Here is a 21,281-nt window from a genome sequence, read left to right on the forward strand (position 1 = left end):
ATTGGGTATGCCAGATGGTAAGCGATGGGAAAACGCCTACGGTACTATGCCAGGGCTATTTCATTCTAGACATAAACTCTTCTTGGTAGCAAAACGTTTTAGATCCCCCTAAATCCCCCAATAAATTGGGGGACTTTGATTCTTCCCCCTTTTCAAGGGGGGTTAGGGGGGATCTAAAAGTGCAAAGATACAGCCAACCACTTTTAAAACATCCTGTTAACTGCTAGGACTGTTCTTGCAGATATTTCCTGATAGTTTCAGCATCTAGTTCTAAAAATTCTGCTATTTCTTGAATGCTCATACCTTTCTCAACACATTTCGGGACTAATTCTAATTTTGCTTCTAGTTTTGTCTTTGTTAAGATACTCTGGTACAATCGAGTTTTTGTGAATGGATCTAAATCAAGCATGGCTTCAATTTCCTCTAAAGTAAGATTGGGAAACTTATAAAATACAATAGCTTGGATAAATGCTAGCACTTTTTTTTGAAGATTTTCATCGAGTAAGTTTTCTTTAGCCTGATTGATTAGCTGCCGGGCTAAGGAAGTAGCTTTTGTAGGTGATTCTACAAATAGTTTGGCAATTCCTATCGCCAAGGAATCTTCAGCCCTAGTAGAAAGTTCATTTAGATAAATGCAGCGTAGATGTTGTTCTACTAAAGCCTGATAGCGTGGGTGAGGTGCGGTTTCATGAATGCGGCGATCGTAGATAACAATTGCGTACCAGTCTGAGTTTGCAGGTTTATATTGACGGAAGTAAACAAAAATTTCCCCAAAAAGTCGTTCGTAAAATTCTTCATCTTTGTAGGTTTGTAATTCCACAAAGTATAAAGGTTCATTTTCAAATCCCTTGATAGTAGCAAATAAGCCGTCTAAACGAAATGATTGTTGTTTTATTTCAGGTGCAATAAATGTGTAGATATTGGGATTAGTGTCAGGTTTTTCAATAAGTTCAAAAAATATTTGTGGCAGTTCCTTGATAAGTTCATAAAAAATTACATCTGTTTTCATTAATGCTACGAATTGCAAACTATACAGCCGTTTTTATTTGAATACAATACATTGTAGCTTTCGTAGGTTAGGGTACGTATGATAGATATAAAAGCGTTATTTAGTATATTATGTCCTTTGCAATTACCGATTTAGAGCAGCTACAAACCGAGCATCCAGAATGGCAGATGGAGTTGGTAGAGGGGAAAATCATAGTTATGGGGCCATCAGATTACGAGTCAGAGGAAATTGGCGCTCGTCTAATTACCTTCTTGAATAACTGGGTCATGTCACGCAAGCTAGGACGTATAACTGGTTCTAGCGCTGGGTTTATCCTGCCGAATATAGAAGAGGACGACTCAGAAAAAAGAAACCTTCGTGCCCCTGACGTGTCTTTTGTTAAGGCTGATCGGCTGAAGAAGACCAAGCGCGACTTTGTAGAGTTAGTTCCAGACCTAATGGTTGAGATTAAATCGAAAAGCGACAGAATTAAACCGCTTGAAGAGAAGATTCAGTTATTTTTGCAACTTGGGTCTACAGTCGGCATATTGATTGACCCTGACAAATTGACAGTAACGGTTTATCGAATAAACCAAGCTGCGGTGGTATTGCAGAATGGGGACACACTAACACTACCAGACTTGCTACCAGGTTGGGAATTGGCGGTATCAGAACTGTGGCCACCTGAATTTGAATAAGTTGCTCTGACTTGTGTGGAAAATTAGATTTTTCGTAGGTTAGCACAGTTGTGTTACCCCAGTGTGCATATCGTCCGAACTAAAACCACTATATTTGGTCATAAATTTTTTTTAGCTGGTGTGATAGGAAACTAATCGCCACTGGGTAAGTTACATATAGAACACACAAGCGCTTCCTATCCCCCGGAAAACACTTATGAAAACTGAATTGAAAGCAAAGTTTCTCCAACACATCCTCGGCAAAAAGAAGGAAAACGAAGGTTTTACACTTATTGAATTACTAGTAGTAATTATTATTATCGGGATTTTGTCAGCGATCGCACTACCTTCTTTCTTAAACCAAGCTAACAAAGGTAAGCAATCAGAAGCAAAACAGTACTCTGGTTCCATGAACCGCGCTCAACAAGCATATTTCCTAGAAAATGGTGAATTCACTACTGACTTGAATAAATTAGGGATGGGTATTAGAAGCCAAACAGAGAACTACAAATATGAAATTGGTAGTGCAACCACTAACAATGGCGTTGCTAACAATGGTATCTCTCTGAAAGCACCACTGAAATCTTATGTAGGTGTGGTAGCTTTATCTACACAACAATCTACCAGTGAAGCAACTACTTTGGCAGTTTTGTGTGAGTCTATTAACGTTGGTATTGGTACAAAACAGAACGCAGCATTTACTTCTACAACCCCACTAGAACCAGCTTGTCCGACAGGCTACGAACAACTTAAGTCTAAATAAAAATGCTTAGTTGTATCAACTTTGATTGAATATTTCATGAAGTGGGTAGTTTACACTACCCACTTTGATTTTATTTTAAATTCGCCTAATAATACTCTTCTTGCATTCCTCGCTATGATTTCTGTACAAATTCCTACTGATATCACCCTTTCAGAGCAGCAAGCTCAACAATATTTCATCAAAGGTAACTACAATTATGCTGCTAGATATTATGAGCAAGCTATTGAAGTAGAACCAGAAGTGAAAACCCACTACTGGAACTTAGGATTAATGCTGCTCTTGCAGGAGCAAGAAGCAGAAGCGCAGATGATTTGGATGCTGGGTATGGCTGAGGGAGAAGTCCAACAAGTTGAACAGTGGACAGTTGATTTGTTAGAGGTTCTGGAAACTGAGGCTGAACGCAGGGAAACGCTAACAGATTATTCAGTTTCTTGGGCAATTCGTCAACATATGCGGGAAATAAGTCCCACAGATGTTAATAATCTATTGTATTTAATTTATCTCGCTATCCAACTAGAAACATTTACGGGTGAGGAATTAAATTCTTTAGGCGTTATTGAGTTACTTCAGTCAGAAAAAATTGTAGATGTTCAACTATTATTACAAGTGTTTGAGAGTATTATCAATTTTGCTCCTTTGCATCACTCAGTTTTGGAGTTTACAGAAGCTTGTTTAGGTCATATTTGTGAACCTAAATCTTTTATTAATATTTTGATTCCAGCTACAGTTAAAATTGCTCAGTCAATGTGGGAACCACAAATTGCGGCACATCTAATTAAGTTAGGTTTAACACTGGAACCTAAAAATTTGGAGATTTTGCGGCATTTGACTGCTTTTTATCTCAAGGCTGGTGATTATACTCAGGGTATAGAAACAGCTAAGTTATGCTATTCCTTATCTACTACATTACTGGATCAAACATTTGCAACACATCTGCTACAACGAGGATTAATGGATGCTCCTGGTTATTGGCAGGAAGCTTGTGGAGTTTTGCAGGAGCAAGAAGATTTACTTAAATCTTTAATAGCAGAACATCCTACAAATATTGTAGCAGCTAGAGTTCTTCGTCTATTTAATACTAACTATTTTGCACCATACTTACAAGATGATCCTTATAAAAATAGACAAATTCAGAATGAAGTGGCACAACTTTGTCAACTTAATGTGCAAGAGTATGCCAACGAAATAATACAGAAGTATAAACAATCTAATTCACAAAAAATAAATAAGTCGATAAAAATTGGATATCTATCTCATTGTTTATCTAGGCATTCAGTGGGCTGGTTGGCGCGGTGGTTAATTCAGCATCATAACCACGATAAATTTGACATACATGGCTATTTTATAAATTATAAACAGAGAAACGATACGCTCCAGGAATGGTATGTTCACCAATTTAATCAAGCTTATAAAGGTGGAATTTATAGTGAAGATATCGCTGAACAAATTTACCAAGACAAAATTGATATCTTAATAGATTTAGATAGCATCACTCTAGATATAACTTGTGAAATCATGGCACTAAAACCTGCACCTGTACAAGCAACATGGTTAGGTTGGGATGCTTCAGGAATACCAACAGTTGATTACTTTATTGCTGATCCTTATGTTTTGCCAGATAATGCTCAAGAGTACTATATAGAGAAAATCTGGAGATTGCCTCAAACTTATATAGCAGTAGATGGTTTTGAGGTGGGTGTACCAACTCTACGGCGGGATTCTCTAGATATTCCTAATGATGCTGTCATCTATCTCAGCGCTCAGAGGGGATTTAAACGCCACCCTGATACAGCGCGATCGCAAATGAAAATTATCAAAGAAGTTCCCAATAGCTATTTTTTGATTAAAGGATTAGCCGATTCTGAAGCTGTGCAGAAATTTTTTATGCAGCTAGCAGAAGAAGAGGGTGTAGAATGTTCACGACTGCGTTTTGTACCCCAAGATTCCTCTGAAGCTGTCCACAGAGCAAATTTAGCGATCGCTGATGTCGTATTAGATACTTTTCCCTACAACGGAGCTACGACAACCCTAGAAACACTCTGGATGGGTATACCCCTAGTAACCAGAGTTGGACAGCAATTTGCGGCTCGTAATAGCTACACCATGATGATGAATGTAGGTGTCACAGAAGGTATCGCTTGGACTGATGAAGAATATCTAGAGTGGGGTGTGCGCTTGGGTAAAAATGAAGCTTTACGCCAGCAAGTGGCTTTGAAACTGAAAGCATCTCGACAAACATCACCCCTGTGGAATGGCAAGAAATTTACTCGTGAGATGGAGAAAGCTTACCAACAGATGTGGCAAAGGTATATTGAAAAAAAATAAGATCGTAGTGAGCGCTTGAGCGATCAAAATAACCTCTTACAGCAATTTCCAGGTAAATAAACCATACATTATCGTAAGGGCTTCAGCCCCTAAAATAGGGGTAAAGCCTTTACTATTAGTCTTTCTTCACTCTAATTACAAGCAGAAGCTATTGAGCAATTTTATTGCAGCACATATAGTTGATTACTCAAGCTATCAAGTTGACGAGATGCCAGCTTTTCTGCTTGTATTTGTGCTATTGCTTGTTCATCTTCGTATTGCAAAACAATTCGAGCATGAATACGAGGTAGCAAAGCTTCCCACTGAACATCAGCCAAATTTGTCACCAAAGAAATTTCTAACCCTTCAGTAATATCTAAATCTTCTTCCACCAAAAGATTCATTGCCACACTAGATAAAAATAGTTCAGCATCCTCAGCACGAATGTTACCAGTATTGATAAGTAGAGTAGTTTTTTCACTACTAATATGAGTTGCTAGCGCCCTCATCACTCGTTGCAATTCTAAACCGATTAATTCTTCTGGCTGTGACCAATCGGGAAAAATAATTACATTAATTTCTTTGAGATTTAAAAACAGAAGACTAGCATTAATCAAAGCATAACTTACAGTTTGCGCCATTTTTGACCATGAAAACTTTTTTGCCTGTGCCAAACCCGCAGCAATTAATGAGTTACGAATATTAGGCTTTTGCACATCGCAAAGTGCATTTGTAAGTTCATCTATATTACTATCATCAACATATATTGCTGATTCTCCTGCCACTTCTGGAATTGAAGCATTAGGACAAGTGATAACTGGACAACCGCAAGCCATTGCTTCAATAACAGGCATACCAAAACCTTCGTATTTAGAAGGATAAACCAGTGCCACAGCACCAGAATAAGCTGTTGCTAACTCTTCATCACTGAGTTGCAGTATATGAACAATACTACCTGATGTGTAGGCTCTAAACTCAGATGCTAATAAGCCACCGCTTCCTGTACAAACAATATCAAATCCATAGCTACTAGTAAGTTGTGAAAGAGCTTGGAAGAACAAAATACTATTCTTATAAGCACTCCCAACACCAACTAAAATAAAGTATGGTTTTGTAATACCGTATTTTAACTTGAAAGCATTAAATTCTTCAGATTTGCATGGTGAAAAAGTGCTTTTTACTCCACACTGAGCAACAGTAACAGACTCTATAGATATATGATTAAAATACTTTTTCAAGTCATGTGCTGTATGTTGGGAAATTGCTATGTAGGCTGATGCGTATTCGATACCATGATGTTTTTCTTGCCACATGGGATTATTCATATCCCATTCCATAACTTCTGGAATCATGTCATATGCCATGAATACAGAAGGCGTTATAGTCGGGGTAGTATAGTAAGAAGAGATAAACAAATTTGCACCTTCTTCATCACACACTTGCTGTAGTATTTCCTTATCAGCAACAGTGTCATTATAGTTATAGGGTAGTATATTACGATACCTAATACCGGGAATTTTGGGAGCAGTTCCAGCACGGTCAAGTACAACAATATGCTTTGCAAAACCATTATTAACCCATTCTTCTAATAAGGATTTCCAAACACGAGCAATACCAGTTTGGTAGAGTTGGAAGAAGACGGCATCAACTATGATTTTAAAATTTGAGCTTTCAGGTTGTGAGAATTGGTTGAGTGTACCAGAGTCTATATCTGTAGAATTCTTGATTAATTGTATTTTTCTACATCTGTTGACAGTGTGACAATCTAAAAATTTTGATTCTAATTGATTATTAATCCAATTTAATATTGTGTCAATTCGACATTCAAGTGTATGTTGTTGATAACATAGTTCGTGTCCTTTTTGAGCAATATTTTCAGTTAATTCAGCATTGTAAATCAGATAATCGATATTATTAAGTAAATCCTCTGGGTTGTCAGCGTCATAGTAGACAATATTTTCCCAATTTTTAAATAGAGCATTAGATTGTACACCCAAAATTTCATTTTGAAGCAACAAGCCACCACATGCCATTATTTCAAATGGACGAGATGTTAACGTCTGCGAATTTGATGGCAAGTTCAAAAGTATTTTATAAGAACTAAGTTCTTTGACATACTCTTGCAAAATCTCAATTTGCTGCTTTGAGTCATTGAGATTACTAGAAAAAATATCTATATTTTTAGATTGGCCTAATACTTCTATCAGCTTTTGCCGCTGCTTATAACTATTTTCAGTAAAGTAACGGGGCGCATTACCTCTAAATAATGCACGGTTTAATCTTTCTGAAAATTTCTGATGACTTCTCAAGTATTCAGTGTCAATAGCAAATGGTAGAAAAATTACAGGTAAAGATATACCTACTTGCTTTTGTAAAAAGTCAAGATCAGGTTCATGATGGCAAATTAAAGCATCCACACAAGGAACTATATTTGTAATCGCTTGGTGCATTTGGTACTGCCATGTACGAGTGTTTTGTACAACTTCTGCTGAGTAACACTCTTGAAGTAGTGCTATTTTAATTGTTTGAGATTGATGCCATCTTTCTTGCCATTTAATAGTTTTATGTAGTGGTTGAGAATGCCAGTCAAAACCAGGCATTAATATAATGTCTGCTTGTGGATTTTTGAGATATTCAAACAAGCCATCGTCATGTATTGGTTCTTCTGCTCCCCATCCTGCAATAGGTGTAAACACACGGTTCAACAAGCCTTCTCTCTCTAAAACATTTACCCAACCATGAGAACAAGACCATCCATGAATTCCTGTTGCTTGTAAAACCACATCTATGTGTAGATTATCATATCGATAATTGTTCATAATTAATCTCTCGATTCAGCTTAATTATTCTTAGATTGACTAATGCTTTAAATAGCTAGTTTAATATTTCAATTTTTCTTAACCTAGCTATAGATTAAATTGATCTAAAAGAAAATTTTTTAATTCTTGAACCTCTAACGCAAAAATCTTATCAGCCCCTACTTTGGTTATTATTTTTTCGTCTTGGCTTGACAAAATAATCCGTGCATGTAGTTTTTCTAAAATAACTTTCGATTGCCTTTCACTAAGATTACTTATCAAAGAAATTACTGGGTCGTGGTCTGTAATATCTAAATCACCTTGCTGGACTAAATTGAAAGTAACGTCAGATATAATAAAATTTGCGTCTTCATCAGAAGTACTGCTATTATATATTAACAGACATATATCAGAGCAATTATTGTTATTAATAACTGTTTTAATTATGTAAGTTAAATCTTCGTAGAGTAATTCTTCGGGTTGCTCCCAGTCGGGGAAAATAATTAAGTTAATGTCTTTGAAATTAAATTCTTCATATAAATCACCTTCATCTTTTTTAGAAACGCAAGCAACAAGCTGCTGTTTTTCAGTGGACAGTAAAAACGAGCCAAATAAATGTAGTAAAGGATTAGCTTCAGATATGGTTAATAAAGACGCTAGTGAAGCCATTACTTGAGAAGAGTTGCTGCACTTTAGCCCCTCTCGAATTAGAGCAATAGCAGCAGCTATATCTTGATTATCTAGCATCTGCCTTGCTCTACTCAAAGCATCAAATGCATAATACTCCCTAGCTTTGGCAGATAAATCAGCAGCAGTTTTTTCAGGTAAATAGAATTGGGAAATGTCTATAGCCTTACGCGTATCAGCAATATTTGTACCAGTTACGTTCAATCTAGAGGACTCTGAAGCAGAATGTAAACGGAAACATGCTAAAATTTGAGGCTCATACCAAATTGGGTAGTGTGCCGCGATTCGTTTCCACATCTCCCAATCAGCAGCAGAACCTGCTTCTGAACAAAATCCTCCTAATTCTTCATAGGTACTGCGCCTGACTACAATAGCGGGAAATTGAACGCGTTGCATTGTAGCGATTAACTCTAGCCAGTTAGAAAGGATACCGGATGTCTCCCTTTCTAGCAGAGACAAAAATAGCCAATTACTATTTTTATCTATATAACTGTGGCGGCAAAATGCTGCTCCAATACTAGTTTCTTTTTCTAAACTTGCTTGTAAACGATTATAAAACCCAGGCATGACTATATCATCTTGGTGTAATATATGAACCCAATAACCACGCGCACGTTGGATACAAGCATTCCAATTACCAATTAAGCCTAGATTTTTAGGTTGTCGATAAAAATCAACCCTGCCTTTACCTACCAGGTGAACAATTTCCTCTACATTACCTTCCGTAGAACAATCATCAACAACCTCGATTTGCATTAGCTCTGATGTTGGTGCTTGCTCTAGTACACTTTTTAGAGTGTGTTCTAAATATTTTATGTTGTTATATGCAGGAATCATTACAGACCACAATGGTCTATCAATCTCTGTAATTAATTTAGGGACAGATGAATAATCAATACGTTTAAAAGTTGAACTTTTCTCTACAAAACTACTGTCAACTTGTATTATTGAACTTGCTGTCTGAGCTACCTGCAACTGCCAGCTAAGTTGTTGTATTTGTTGATGTAGAGCTTGACTTAACTGTTTATAAAATTGTAATTCTGCAAAGGTTGCCTGACGAACGTTCTCTTGAGACTTTGAATGTTGTCTATACTCTAGGATTGGAAATGGTACTCGTAATGCATTCCATCCTGCCTTTACAATTCGTAAGAAAAGATTATAGTCCTCAGGTAAATTTGCCTGATCGATATAACCTCCAACTTCATCAAATGCTTGTCGCCTGTACATGGAAGAGCCATGTATAAAGTTAGCTTTTGTTAATAATTCGTGTTTGGCAGTATCATTGAAATCTGGAAAGTTAACTATAAAAAAACTATCCCCTTTGATAGAGCCGCGCTGATGTTCTGGGAAAGAATCGTATACTACCTTAGCTCTAGAACCAAACAAGGCAAAATCAGAGTAAACTATTGCTACATCCGAATATTCATCCAGAACAAGTGAAGTTTTTTCAATAAAATCACTTCTATATCTGTTATCAGCACCCAAAAATGTAATGTAATCTGAGTTAGTTAAGCTTATAGCTTTATTAAAGTGTTTTACAATGCCAAGATTTTCCTGATTTCTATTAACTTTAATTAGATGAGGATATTTACTACGATAAAATTCAGCTATTTCATATGTATTATCTTCAGATGCATCATCTGTAATGAGGATTTCATCAGGCATTCTAGTCTGACGTAATACTGACTCTATTGCCTCAACTAGGAATGAACCATAGTTATATGATGCAATAATAACACTGATGGTAGCCTTCTTAAATATAGTTTCATTAGTTACAGTTATCCGATTCAAACAATAAATATTTGTATCATTACCTTGATGACAAGATAATGCTCCTCTAAACCTTTTCTTAACCTCTTCAACAACTATTTGATTAAAGTTTCCATAGGGATAAGCAAACCAATTAAACCCTTTTGGATCTAATTTTTTCAAAACAAGGGGAACTTCCAATTCAAATATTATCTTTGAAATATCTTTCTCTTCTGTGAGATCTGGATGTGACTTGGTGTGCCATTGCAATCTACCATTCATATTAACCAGTAGCTCTAATTCCTCTAAAGTAACAAATTTGGATAAAGGTTCTGGCTGGTCAAAAGAATTATCTATGCCAATGTAATCACTTGATATAAACAATTCAAATCGATAGTTAAAATTGCGTAGTATAGGGACTGCGTAATCTAAAATATTTTTGTAAATTCCATCAAATGTAATGACAACCTGATTGGGATCTTTGGGATTATATTCATCTAAATAAACGACCTTTCTATATCTTAATTCGAGCATTTGTCTGTAGAATTCATCAACAAATACCCACCACATCGTCTGGCTATCTAAAAAAACTTTGTGATACATTAAAATAGTCATTTTATATAAATCTCCAATCTTTGAGTGTATTGTCTGTATTCAAATAAGTAGTATTCAAGCATTAAATAAGGAAAACGAGCTTTATACCACTCATCAATATGAGAGCATATAAGAATACCATTATCTACAATTAGTTGATCTAGAAGTAGATAAATGAGATTATGCGATTTACCAATATACTGAGAGTATAAAACACCTGTTATAACTATTAAATCATATTTTTCTTTTGTCTTTTGAGGAATATCAAAAATGGAAGATTGAATAAATTTAAGTTTACTAGTTTCGTAGGTTTTTGCTTGATGTATGGCATTAAATGAGATATCTACTCCCAGTACATTTTCCCCAGGTAAATCTCTTGTAATAAAACCATGTCCAGAACCTATATCAAGAACATTCTTATAATCTCTATGAGGAATTTCACTCAATATTATCTCTTTCCGTTTGTTGTCATCTGGAGTAGTTTCATACTGCCAGGGGTCAAACTGGTCATAAAAAATATCTATTTCCTTAATTGTTTGTAGCATTATCTTATTGTTTCACTCATTTAGGTAAAAAAATCACAAACAAATACCTTTAATAAGGCTTATAGAAATTGAATAACCTAAAATAGACTTGATTATTTAACTGCTTAATATTATCTCCCAAAAATTTTCTAACAATAGTTAATAAACGTGTATCTGTGCGGATAGCATTTAAGTACTTATTAATCAAAAAATGCCAAAAAATCAAAGTTGGAAACTGATGCTTACCGACTTTTTTACTTTCCAGGGCTTTATGAGGATAAGCTATATTTTCATGAATTTTTGCTAAGGACATGAAGGCGGCTGCCCTCATAAAATTTACCTGTTCCTGGTTAAAAACTTGTGGGATAATTGCCACACCATTTTTGTTATAATCCTCCTTGACATTCACACTATTTGTACCAAAATTACTAGTCTTATTTTTCCTCTTGCTTCTTAATCTGCTCTAATACAACTTTGTAATCTTGCCGATCAGGATGTAACCTCACTAGCTTCTCTAAAAGTTCCATAGCACCCTTGGTATCCTTCAATTTCAACCGCACCAAAGACAGTTTCTCTAAAGCAAGTTGGTTTTCTGGTTCCCGTTGTAAAACCAGCTCGTAACCTCGCACCTGTTGCTGTAATACTGACTCAGCAGAAGGAGACGCGATCGCTGACTTAGGTTGGCTAGCCTGTTGGATTGCTGGAATTACTGCAAACACCGTAGAACCAACAAAGGACACTAACGACACTATCGTTACAATCTTTTGTCGCCGTTCAATCTGCTTCTTACGGGTAATTACGTATTCTTCCCCGGAACCAGCCATACCTCACATACTTGCTGTGGTAAATACTTAGGTATCAGCAAGCCTCCCGTTCTGAGGATACCCATCTGCCCAACAGAAACTAACATCTTCGCTAGAAATTTTTTACACAAACTTCAAATGCTAACTCTCAAGACAAGGGAACTTTATGGTAAGCCCATGCTGTACCGACAATTTTGCCGTGCGATCGCCCCGATAATTTCAAAGCCAAACCCTCTCCTACCCCTAAACAGAGCCAACCCTCCAGATATGATTATTCTCTGAGTGAAATATTAAAGTTATATAAAGATTTGCAATTAATTTGCCTAACGCTAGATGTTTGCGATATTCTAAATAACGTTTAAAGAAACAGAAACAGTAGACATTTCTACTAAATTGCAAATTTTCCTGTCAGTCAAAAACTTTCAAACTAGCCCACATCCTAATGGGTTACTCAACAACCACACATATTTTTCGTGATTCAAACAAATAGTAGTCTTTAAAAAAAACACAGTCGGGCAGGACACCCACCTGACCATAACCTGGCCTAGCAGGAAACAATTGGAGTACTGCTTCATAAGTTCTGGAAAGATAATTTTTGCCAAAAGCCTACACCATATTGCTTGCAACCTGTGTATGAGTGTTATTGCAACTTCTGTGATGACTAATTATTTTGCTCGGCGTCCACAAGAGATATCTTACAAAAGATACTGTTGCACTCTTGTGTAAAAATGTTGAGGGTTAAAATAAAAAAGAAGACGGGAAAGGTTAAAGGTTGAAGGGGAAACATAACCATCCCTTACCCCTTCATTCCTTAACCCTTTCCCCAGAACCTTTGCCTGACTTCTGCAAAAAGTTTAAGGACTACTTGGTGGAATTGGAATTTTGTGGTGGTAATTACCGTACAAAAGCGAATTTACCAGTAATTTAGTAGAGTTTGTTATGGTATAGTAAGGAAGTTAAGACTAGCTTTACCAAAATTACACCACTCTACGACCCAGCAACAATTGCAGAATGGGAAGCAGTTTTAATTAAGCATTTACCAACAAATATCTCAATTCAATCGAGGTTATGACTCAGCAAGTGATTCACCCAATGGTGAAATTGCAGCGCAACGTGCAATCACTCATAGAATCGAATATTATCAAGCCAAGCGATAGCATCTGGAAAATCGCTTTGCTCTACGGTAATGAATGGCAGCACTGGAAACAGGAACTGCTCGACTTCGGATTTAGTATGCAAGATCCAGTTAGTGAATTGCTAGCTGTAGAAACTTGGGATGAGGAGTAGTAGTCTGTCAAGTTTCAATTGATGGGTAAGTAAGTTCGTAGTAAGGACTTTAGTCCTTATTTTCTAAGCACCCTTTGTGCTGACTACAAACCCTCAAAACTACGGCTATTTCATTCTCATCTAGCCCGCCTCAGAATGAATTCTGAGTCCAACAGCGAAACTCGTCTAAAGACGACTGAGAAAAGGTTACAGTCCGTTAAAACGGACTTTAGCTATAAGAGAGGAACTTCAGTTCCGGGTGGTTTATGTCCAATACGGTTCACTTAAGGCTAAAACTCTTTTTCGGTTCAATCGTTTTTGGATGGAACGAGGGGCAAAAAGACAGCGCTAACATCGGCAAGAAAAATAATCACTCATTTTATTCAGATACCAACAGCTAAACTCAAAGGACGTATCGCCCAACTATGCGAACAATACGGCATTGAATTTGTTGAAACAGAAGAAAGTTATACTTCTAAGACATCATTTCTCGATAATGATGTTCTGCCTACAATCGGTGAAAAACCCGACGGGTGGAAAAGTAGCGGAACTCGGATAACAAGAGGTCAATTTCAAACCTCAACTGGAATCAAAATAAATGCAGACTGCAATGGGGCAGTCAATATAATCAGAAAAGTAGCTGCGATATTTAAGTTTGACTTAAGTGGAGTAGGTAGAGGCATTTTAAGTATGCCTAAGAAAGTCTACTTGTGGACTCTTCAGAAATCCCCGCGTCTTCAGACCGGGGAAGCTTAACTACTCCCTAAACTTGGCAAGCAGCTAAGGCCGGAGCTAATTCCTTTGCAGTTTGATAGCGATCGCGCGGCAATGGTTCTGTAACGCGATCAATCACATCTCTTAATTGGGAACTAATAGTAGGAACTTTTGCCACATCAAACCTGAAGTTTCGTCCTCGTTGGCGGTAATACTTGAAAGGATTTTCGCCTGTGAGCAGAAAAATCAGCGTTGGCCCAATTGCATACAAATCAGATTGAGTCAAAGGTTGTCCGCGTTCTTGTTCAGGAGCGCAGTAACCTTCTGCACCAATTCGAGTACCGGGCGCTGTGCCAATTTCCTTAACTGCGCCAAAATCTAGCACTACTATGCGATTTACTGAACTTCGCACCATTAAGTTGGCGGGTTTAATGTCGCGGTGAATCAGTGGAGGTTCTTGGCTATGAAGATAGTCTAAGATATTGCAGGTTTGGATCATCCAAGCGATCGCTTGGTTTGGTGTCACTGGGCCAGTGGTATAGACACGTTTCTCTAAATCTTCTCCGTGGATTAGTTCCATTGCCAAGTATTTCTTGCCGTCTTCTACAAAGAAATCGTAATATTTGGGAATTCCAGGATGGTTAAGAGATTTGAGAGTGTACGCCTCCCGCTCAAATAACTCTTGAGCTTTGGCAATTCTCACCATATCAGCATTCATTTCCTTCAACACCAGCAGTTGTGAGATACCCGCAATCTGAGCAGCCGCATCCCAAGCGAGATAAGTAGTACCCATACCTCCCTGTCCGAGAGTTCGCAACACCTGATAATGGCGAATTGTCTGTTGCACTGAGAGAGGTTGACCGCAGTGGATACAAAATAGATTGTTCGGGGAATTGCCTTCGTGTGTGCAAGTAGAGGATGAATTTGCTCTACCTTGGGCTGAGTAGAGCGTCTGGGCGGCGTTTTCTTCTGTCCCTTGCATTTGCAAACCGGTTTCCAGTACTGTTATATCCTGAAGTTGGAATTGCAGTATTGGCCCTCCCTGTGCCAGTTGCAAAAGGGAGTTATCTGGTAACAGACTCTGAATTACCAGGATACCGTTGAGAAAAGTCCCATTTGTACCCTGACTAGTCAGTTGCCAAGCACCGCCATTGTTAGGGGAACCGACTTGTCTAAGTTCTAGATGATGCCGCGAAACTAAACTATCAGTTAAAACAACGTGATTATCTGCCGCTCGACCAATCCGAATTATGGAAGAGTTCTCAAAGCACCACTGCTGGAGGGGCGTTTTCTTTTGCGGTTCTAACAGGGTCAGACTAACCACAATGTAACCTAAAAGGTAAGAGGAACAGGGAGTGGGGAGTGCGCAGTGGGGAGTGGGGAGTGCGGAGTGGGGAGTGCAACTTATTCTTAAAACCCCACTTCCATTCCTCTCCCCGTTTCGGGGAGAGGCTTTGATTCTTGCTCCCCAACGCTACAAGGGTTGGGGTTGGGGGTTAGGTTTGAGAGTAAAGTTGCACATGGCGTAAAGTAGATATTAGGAAAATTATTTCTCACTCCTGATGCCCGATTACCGATTCTCAATTCTCCATTGCCCATGCCCCATTTATTTTTAACTTTCGAGATTTGGGCGGACTTTTGCCCGAATAAGTATACCAGTAATGTTGTCATGACCATTGTGTTGGTTCGCCAAATCAATTAAGTCTGTAATACCCTGTTCTAAGTTAATGCCAGAACTAAGTAAGGGTTCTAAGTGAGTCTGCCAATGGGTTTCTAGTAAATCATTATCTGACAGACCGTCCGATACCAACAGCATAAGAGTATCTTCATTGATCTGGAAAAAGTCTACATTGGGATCAATTGAGTTTTGATCACGAGGCCCCAAGGCTTGGGTAAGTTGGTAGGCATCCGGGCGGCCGTAAGCTATGCTTGCTTCTACTCCGCGCGTAATTTCCCGTTGCCCAACTTCGTGATCTACTGTGACTTGTTCTAGTCCCCGCTTACGTGTCAAGCGATAGAGACGGCTATCTCCCACATGAGCAACTGCTGCTTGAGTATCTTGAATTAACAGCATTGCCAAAGTTGTACCCATACGCCCCACTCCAGAACGGGCATCTTGTTGATTGAGCTTGTAAATCGCCTCATTAGCTAAATACACTGCCTCACGAATGCTCTCTTCTGTTGGCAGTTGGTTAGCAATCCAGTGTTTTTGAAAGTATTGCCGTAGGGTGTTAACTGCTAACTCACTGGCGATCTCGCCGCCAGCGTGTCCACCCATACCATCACAGAGAATATACAACCCACGCCCTTGCAGAACTCGACTTTTGGGCAACTCCAGCTTGTCAATTTTGGTTTCAATGCCATAGTAGTCTTCATTATGATGACGTTGATTCCCCACATCTGTGCGTCCTGCATCTTCCAAGCTACTTAACTGCATCGTTAGCACAACAGTTGGCATATCATCAGTTTTGCTAATGCTATCTTCTGGCTCATCTGATAGCGGGATAGTGGGCACAGCAGTATTTTTCTCGTTTATTGGGGGCAAATTTGCACTTCCTAGTGCTTCCAGTTCAACAGAGATTTCCTCCAAACGCGATCGCAACTGTGCGATCGTCTCAATTTTACCTAACTCTAAATCCCCCAACATCTGGACTATAGAGCCAAATTGAGTGCGTTGAGACTGCCTAAATAACCCTTGCCAAACCCGCCCCAAAGCTTGAATAGTTAACGGCTCCTCTGAAATAGCAGATATTTGGACTTGGGTATCTTCTGGCGACTCTACGACGGGCTGAGAATTTGATGATTCCACATACAACCTTTGTAGTGCCAGCGTTTGGTCTTCATCCAATCGCAAATTCGACAAATTTAAAAGGCTTTGACAACAATTTACTGGTTCCAATACTGCCCAAAGTTGGGTCATTTCATAACACCAGTGTAAAATTTTTAACGAACTCGTCGTCTCTTCTTGCCACAGGTCGAGTAAATGCTGCCAATTTGAACGGTCTTCGATGATTACTACCTGCATATCACCCTGCTGCCATGCATCGTGAATCGGCGGTATCCCCCGCTCACCTTGGGATTGTAAGGCAATATAAAGTTTAGCAATGGGAGGAATTCTACCTGCTTCCACTGATGGGGTTAGCAAATCTGATTCCTGACTTGCTAGCATTGCCTCAATGGGTGATATTTGATACGGCTGGCAGTCTAAAACTCTGGCACTTACATCAGTAATAGTCACAGGTAGCGTTTGGGTAGGTAGCGGATCTAACAATTGATAGCGCCCTTGGGAGTCTAAATAGGAGCCTAATGCAATCTGAGAACTAGGGCATAGAGGAGATGAGGAGGATATTGCTTCCTCATCTCCCTCATCTCCCTCATCTCCCAAATCTCCCTCATCTCCCCCATCTCCCTCATCTCCCAAAGCTTCCCCAGTCATTTCCTTAGCAATAATTGCCCAAAACACTGTTCCACATTCCGTGCCACAGTTATAACAACGTAGTGCATTCACGGGTACATCATCGGTACTGCATTCAGGACAAACCTTGTGAGTCAGGGATGTGCCACAGTTTTGACAGAATTTGTTGCTATTGGGGTTTTCAAATTTACACTGAGGGCAAATCAGCATAGTGGAAGTTCCTTTATTCCCGTTCCAAGGTGCTTCTAGCCACTATAAGAGGATGTTTGAAAAGTTGCAAAGTATACTATGAAACCCCGCTTCTATTACTCTCTCCGTTTCGGGGAGAGGGTTTGAAACCCCCATTTCCTTCAAGGGTTGGGGGGCTAGGGAGGTTGGGTTTGGGAGGCTTATATGTTAGCAATAATACTTTTCAAACAACCTCTAAGATCCAAGGTGCCACAATTGGCTGTCCCTGACTAAAGTAGACCTACAAAAGATTATAGTTTTTAAACCTCGCATGACTAAAAGTCACGCGATTCCTGCTTCGCAAGTGCTTAAGTTACCCTAAGTCTTACCCGATGTCCACAGGCGTTTAGAGTCTCTGACGCACCGACAGCGACTTGGAACATAGTAAAAAGATACTTGTTCACCTCCGTACCTTGAAAATTTTACCTACCAGAGGTTGTAATGATCACTCACTACATTCCTAGTAGAACCCCATATTTTCAGTTGTCGTGGTTCGGTTGAGCTTGGTTTTTGCTATCTGTATGTTATACCACAATATGGAGCGCCTAACTATGATGTCAGGAACCCCACGCCTAAAGGCGGGGGCTTGAAAGAGCCTTAAGCTGACCAGACTCAGTACGACTCAGTACTACGTTAGAGGCAAGAGTTCAAGACCTACCAGGGTATGCGTTCGCGTAAGCGTGTCGTCAGACAAGCTAGTTCCCTGCTCTAGAACCGAACGATTAAACAGGCTTAAGGGGTTAAACCAGTGTCGCGCGTGAAAGTACCGACCTCTAACATTGTCGTTCGCGCAGCGTCTCCCCTTGGGAGAAGCTAACTTTACCCCGAAAGGGAGGCACTTTATGTGCAAAACATTATGCGTACAGGGTTGTCAAGTTTGAAACGGTAACTGTCCCGTTGAAAGTACATTACAAAAGTACACCAAGCCAAGCAACCCCAAGGCGATAATGTGACGGCGATTTCAATCGCCGTCACATTATCGCCATGCATGAATGCAGGGGCTTCTACGGCGCGAGGACTTTGGTGAAGTCACGGATGGCGTAGGGCAGAAATCAAGGAATTTTGGTGGCAGTATTAACCGTAGACTTTTAAAACATCCTCATAAAATATTAGCCAAACTTTACTTAGAAAACATGGTATGGCAGTTCTCAGTTGAGTAGATATTGAACCCCACCCCCAACCCCCTCCTCGCAAGGGAGGAGCTTGCGAGGATAGACCTCATGTGATTAGGAAACGCTGTAGCATTATTCGGATTTAGAATAATGCTGACTATCAGTATTTCTTCCCTAAAATGCTGATGTATTCATAAACCTAGAAGACAACTCGCCCTCTATGGCTCTCACCACTTCTGCTTACCAAATTGTTGATTTGTTTGCCGAACGAGCTAGAAACCTTGTGCTACCAACTTACGGCACTGAGTTAACCAAAATTATCACTGTTAGCTTTGCCTACGGTCTCGCTGACCCAATTCTCTTTCCTCACGCCGACTTGGCTGCTGCAACTGGAGCTGTGCTGGCAGAAGAGGCTCCGATCGCCCTCAATTATGGGCCACCCTCAGCTCAATTATATGAGCAAATTATCCTCCGGTTACAGGCTCAAGGCATCCCTGCCGATCGCGATCGCGTAATTATTGGCTACGGTTCTGGTCAGATTTTGGGCTTGCTACCAGATGTGTTTGTCGAACCTGGCGATGTAGTAATTGTGGAAGGGCCAACCTTCTTGGGAGTAGTTAGTAGATTTGTCCACGCTGGGGCACGTCTAATTACCATTCCTGTGGATGATTTGGGGATGGATGTGGATGCGTTAGAAGTAACATTGAACGACTTGAAGAAACAGGGTATCCGACCCAGGTTTATTTACACCATCCCCACCTTTCATAATCCCACAGGCGCTACTATGCCGTTATTTCGCCGCCAAAAACTGGTAGCGTTAGCGGCTGAGTATGGCGTGCTAGTGGTGGAAGATGATGCTTACAGCGATTTACGCTTCCAAGGGGAAGCTGTGCCACCCTTGGCAACCCTCGACAAGGAGGGGTGGGTATTATACGTGAGTACCTTCTCGAAAATTATTGCGCCTGGTATCCGACTAGGCTGGGCTTGTGGCGCTCCAGCAATTATTGAGCGGCTGGCAATGTTCAAAAGTGAGGGGACTGTGGGGCCCTTTGTCAGTCATGTAGTCGCCCGCTACTGTGCTACAGGGAAACTAGATGATCACATTCAGGAGTTAATCGCCTGCTACAAGCATAAATGTAATTTGTTGTTAGAAGCGATCGCTCATGAGTTTCCCAGTGATCTAGTTGCTTTACGACCAGGTGGGGGCTTTTTTGTGTGGTGTAAATTGCCGCCCGACATCAGCGCCAAAGCACTGCTAATGGCTGCCAACGAACACGGTGTCAGTTTTCTGCCAGGGACTCACTGCTATGCCAATGGAGAGGGAGATGATGCCATCAGGTTAGCTTTTAGCTTTCAAACAACCGAGAAGATTGTTGAGGGAATCGCTACCTTGGGAGCAGTGTTGCGCGGATGGCAACGATGATCGTACCAATTTTAGATTTTGCAGAAAGTCTGAATCAAAGGTTTGCTTCCATCAGACTTTCCAACTTAAGTAAGTTGGCGCGAAAAAATCAAAGTATGTTACGAAACGTAAATAGCCTTAAAATCTTTACTAGTGACCAATGACAAAGGACAAATGACAGCCTTAGTCAGTTAGCTTTAATTGCGCCGACCTACTTACGAGCCGTAGCTTCGCTAACCACTCTTCTCTTAGTACAGATGCAGCGTAAAATCATGGCCAATTGAGGGTTGAAATTTCAACGCATAGGCGCCTCGCCTTCCCGCAGGGTAGGAACGCAAAGGGAAGCGCAAAGGAACGCAAAGAGAATTCGTTACGAATTTATGAAATATTGTACTTAGTAATTAACCCTCTTAAAAAATTTGCTCCAAGCGCTGGAAATCGCGCTGCACTTCATACCAGAGACTTTTATTATGAGGATCTGTTTTCAAAGCTTTTTTGAGATAAATTTTGGCTTTGAGCAGTTGTTTTTCAGAAATTAGCGCCCGTCCCCAAATTTGATAGGCGATCGCTAGCCATTGGCGAACTTCTGCATCGGTTGACAACCGATCTGCTAAAGCTTCCGCCAGGGCGATCGCTTGCGGAAATCGTCTTTCTTGCAAAAATCGCTGCAATTGGTCATAAGTCTTCCACTTCAGCCGTTCTTCTATTTCCAACACATTAGGCGGCTTTGGTTTCCCTGATTCTTGGCTTGTCACCGTTGTTACTGGTGTTTTTTGCCGTTGCGTTGTCTTGCCATGATCACGCCCAGTTCTTGACACCTGACTTGAATCTGCCACAGCCTCCTCTGGCAGTACTACCGTCAGCAGGAGTTTGTAAGCCTCTGTCAAGGCAATAAACTTATCTTTGGCTTTGTTGTCATCTGGGTTGATATCGGGATGATATTGCTGTGCCAGTCGTCGATAAGACGCTTTAATATCAGCAAAAGAAGCTCCCGACCTTAAACCCAATAAACGGTAGCAATCTCCAAGATCCATCTTGAGCTATGAGCTATCGAATACCCAGCTAGAGGCTATCAGCTTTATGCCTGAACTATTAATAATAAGGGCTAATTTGCTATTTTAAAGTTCAATGTTGACAGTTTGTTTAAAGAAGGGGAGTTAGGAGTTAGGAGTTAGGAGTTAGGAGTTAGGAGTTGGGAGTTGGGAGTTAGGAGTTGGGAGTTGAGAGTTAGGAGTTGGGAGTTGGGAGTTGGGAGTT

The 21,281-nt window shown here is 39.9% G+C and carries 15 protein-coding genes; 6 read left to right on the forward strand and 9 right to left on the reverse strand.

Features of this window, described 5'->3' with window-relative positions; translation table 11 throughout:
- Positions 1-223 precede the first annotated feature (223 nt).
- Positions 224-1,009 carry an Rpn family recombination-promoting nuclease/putative transposase gene (locus LC605_RS02290; protein ID WP_229545962.1) on the reverse strand — a complete coding sequence of 262 codons (786 nt, stop codon included), beginning with the start codon at positions 1,007-1,009 and terminating at the stop codon, positions 224-226.
- Between the two features lie 110 nt (positions 1,010-1,119).
- Between LC605_RS02290 and LC605_RS02295 the strand changes: the two genes are divergently transcribed.
- The 3 genes from LC605_RS02295 (at position 1,120) to LC605_RS02305 (ending at position 4,753) form a co-directional block, all read left to right on the forward strand.
- Entirely contained in the window at positions 1,120-1,686 is a 567-nt protein-coding gene (locus LC605_RS02295) for a Uma2 family endonuclease (RefSeq protein WP_229545963.1), read from the forward strand.
- Positions 1,687-1,882: 196 nt separating this feature from the next.
- Complete coding sequence (locus tag LC605_RS02300) at positions 1,883-2,428, forward strand: type IV pilin-like G/H family protein (RefSeq protein WP_229545964.1); 546 nt, start codon at positions 1,883-1,885, stop codon at positions 2,426-2,428.
- 114 nt (positions 2,429-2,542) lie between these two features.
- The gene (locus tag LC605_RS02305) at positions 2,543-4,753 is read left to right on the forward strand and encodes an O-linked N-acetylglucosamine transferase, SPINDLY family protein (protein ID WP_229545965.1); all 2,211 of its coding nucleotides are present in this window, start codon (positions 2,543-2,545) and stop codon (positions 4,751-4,753) included.
- Between the two features lie 161 nt (positions 4,754-4,914).
- On the opposite strand, the gene LC605_RS33240 is transcribed toward LC605_RS02305, so the two are convergent.
- From LC605_RS33240 to LC605_RS02335, 5 genes are all read right to left on the reverse strand, one after another.
- The gene (locus LC605_RS33240; protein WP_306426835.1) at positions 4,915-7,551 is read right to left on the reverse strand and encodes a glycosyltransferase; all 2,637 of its coding nucleotides are present in this window, start codon (positions 7,549-7,551) and stop codon (positions 4,915-4,917) included.
- Between the two features lie 87 nt (positions 7,552-7,638).
- A complete protein-coding gene (locus tag LC605_RS02320) occupies positions 7,639-10,581 on the reverse strand; it encodes a glycosyltransferase (RefSeq protein ID WP_229545966.1) in 2,943 nt (980 codons plus the stop codon).
- Positions 10,578-11,105 carry a bifunctional 2-polyprenyl-6-hydroxyphenol methylase/3-demethylubiquinol 3-O-methyltransferase UbiG gene (locus LC605_RS02325; protein WP_229545967.1) on the reverse strand — a complete coding sequence of 176 codons (528 nt, stop codon included), beginning with the start codon at positions 11,103-11,105 and terminating at the stop codon, positions 10,578-10,580. The genes LC605_RS02320 and LC605_RS02325 overlap by 4 nt, the downstream gene beginning before the upstream one ends.
- 49 nt (positions 11,106-11,154) lie before the next feature.
- Positions 11,155-11,493: a hypothetical protein gene (locus LC605_RS02330; RefSeq protein WP_229545968.1), complete on the reverse strand. Its 339-nt coding sequence runs from the start codon at positions 11,491-11,493 to the stop codon at positions 11,155-11,157.
- 25 nt (positions 11,494-11,518) lie between these two features.
- Positions 11,519-11,908, reverse strand: a complete 390-nt coding sequence (locus LC605_RS02335) for a tetratricopeptide repeat protein (RefSeq protein WP_229545969.1) — start codon at positions 11,906-11,908, stop codon at positions 11,519-11,521.
- A gap of 1,047 nt (positions 11,909-12,955) precedes the next feature.
- Between LC605_RS02335 and LC605_RS02340 the strand changes: the two genes are divergently transcribed.
- Together LC605_RS02340 and LC605_RS02345 are read left to right on the forward strand one after the other, a co-directional pair.
- Positions 12,956-13,174: a DUF4327 family protein gene (locus tag LC605_RS02340; RefSeq protein WP_012407469.1), complete on the forward strand. Its 219-nt coding sequence runs from the start codon at positions 12,956-12,958 to the stop codon at positions 13,172-13,174.
- Positions 13,175-13,471: 297 nt separating this feature from the next.
- Positions 13,472-13,909, forward strand: coding sequence for a zinc ribbon domain-containing protein (locus LC605_RS02345; RefSeq protein ID WP_306426836.1), 438 nt, complete (start codon positions 13,472-13,474; stop codon positions 13,907-13,909).
- Between the two features lie 7 nt (positions 13,910-13,916).
- Here the strand turns inward: LC605_RS02345 and LC605_RS02350 are convergent, their stop codons facing one another.
- A complete protein-coding gene (locus LC605_RS02350; RefSeq protein WP_229545970.1) occupies positions 13,917-15,191 on the reverse strand; it encodes a protein kinase in 1,275 nt (424 codons plus the stop codon).
- A 288-nt stretch (positions 15,192-15,479) separates the two neighbouring features.
- On the reverse strand, positions 15,480-17,492 hold the full coding sequence (locus tag LC605_RS02355) for a serine/threonine phosphatase (RefSeq protein WP_229545971.1): 2,013 nt from the start codon (positions 17,490-17,492) through the stop codon (positions 15,480-15,482).
- 1,350 nt (positions 17,493-18,842) lie between these two features.
- Here LC605_RS02355 and LC605_RS02360 point away from each other — a divergent pair.
- The gene (locus LC605_RS02360) at positions 18,843-20,045 is read left to right on the forward strand and encodes a PLP-dependent aminotransferase family protein (RefSeq protein ID WP_229545972.1); all 1,203 of its coding nucleotides are present in this window, start codon (positions 18,843-18,845) and stop codon (positions 20,043-20,045) included.
- A 389-nt stretch (positions 20,046-20,434) separates the two neighbouring features.
- On the opposite strand, the gene LC605_RS02365 is transcribed toward LC605_RS02360, so the two are convergent.
- The gene (locus LC605_RS02365; protein WP_229545973.1) at positions 20,435-21,058 is read right to left on the reverse strand and encodes a J domain-containing protein; all 624 of its coding nucleotides are present in this window, start codon (positions 21,056-21,058) and stop codon (positions 20,435-20,437) included.
- Positions 21,059-21,281: the final 223 nt, after the last annotated feature.

Source organism: Nostoc sp. CHAB 5836 (assembly GCF_020829445.1).
Classification (GTDB): Bacteria; Cyanobacteriota; Cyanobacteriia; order Cyanobacteriales; family Nostocaceae; genus Nostoc.

Bases quoted from the DNA above. Each gene is read 5' to 3' on its own strand.
- LC605_RS02290 (WP_229545962.1), bottom strand. From the start codon at position 1,009: ATGAAAACAGATGTAATTTTTTATGAACTTATCAAGGAACTGCCACAA.
- LC605_RS02295 (WP_229545963.1), top strand. From the start codon at position 1,120: ATGTCCTTTGCAATTACCGATTTAGAGCAGCTACAAACCGAGCATCCA.
- LC605_RS02300 (WP_229545964.1), top strand. From the start codon at position 1,883: ATGAAAACTGAATTGAAAGCAAAGTTTCTCCAACACATCCTCGGCAAA.
- LC605_RS02305 (WP_229545965.1), top strand. From the start codon at position 2,543: ATGATTTCTGTACAAATTCCTACTGATATCACCCTTTCAGAGCAGCAA.
- LC605_RS33240 (WP_306426835.1), bottom strand. From the start codon at position 7,551: ATGAACAATTATCGATATGATAATCTACACATAGATGTGGTTTTACAA.
- LC605_RS02320 (WP_229545966.1), bottom strand. From the start codon at position 10,581: ATGACTATTTTAATGTATCACAAAGTTTTTTTAGATAGCCAGACGATG.
- LC605_RS02325 (WP_229545967.1), bottom strand. From the start codon at position 11,105: ATGCTACAAACAATTAAGGAAATAGATATTTTTTATGACCAGTTTGAC.
- LC605_RS02335 (WP_229545969.1), bottom strand. From the start codon at position 11,908: ATGGCTGGTTCCGGGGAAGAATACGTAATTACCCGTAAGAAGCAGATT.
- LC605_RS02340 (WP_012407469.1), top strand. From the start codon at position 12,956: ATGACTCAGCAAGTGATTCACCCAATGGTGAAATTGCAGCGCAACGTG.
- LC605_RS02355 (WP_229545971.1), bottom strand. From the start codon at position 17,492: ATGCTGATTTGCCCTCAGTGTAAATTTGAAAACCCCAATAGCAACAAA.
- LC605_RS02360 (WP_229545972.1), top strand. From the start codon at position 18,843: ATGGCTCTCACCACTTCTGCTTACCAAATTGTTGATTTGTTTGCCGAA.
- LC605_RS02365 (WP_229545973.1), bottom strand. From the start codon at position 21,058: ATGGATCTTGGAGATTGCTACCGTTTATTGGGTTTAAGGTCGGGAGCT.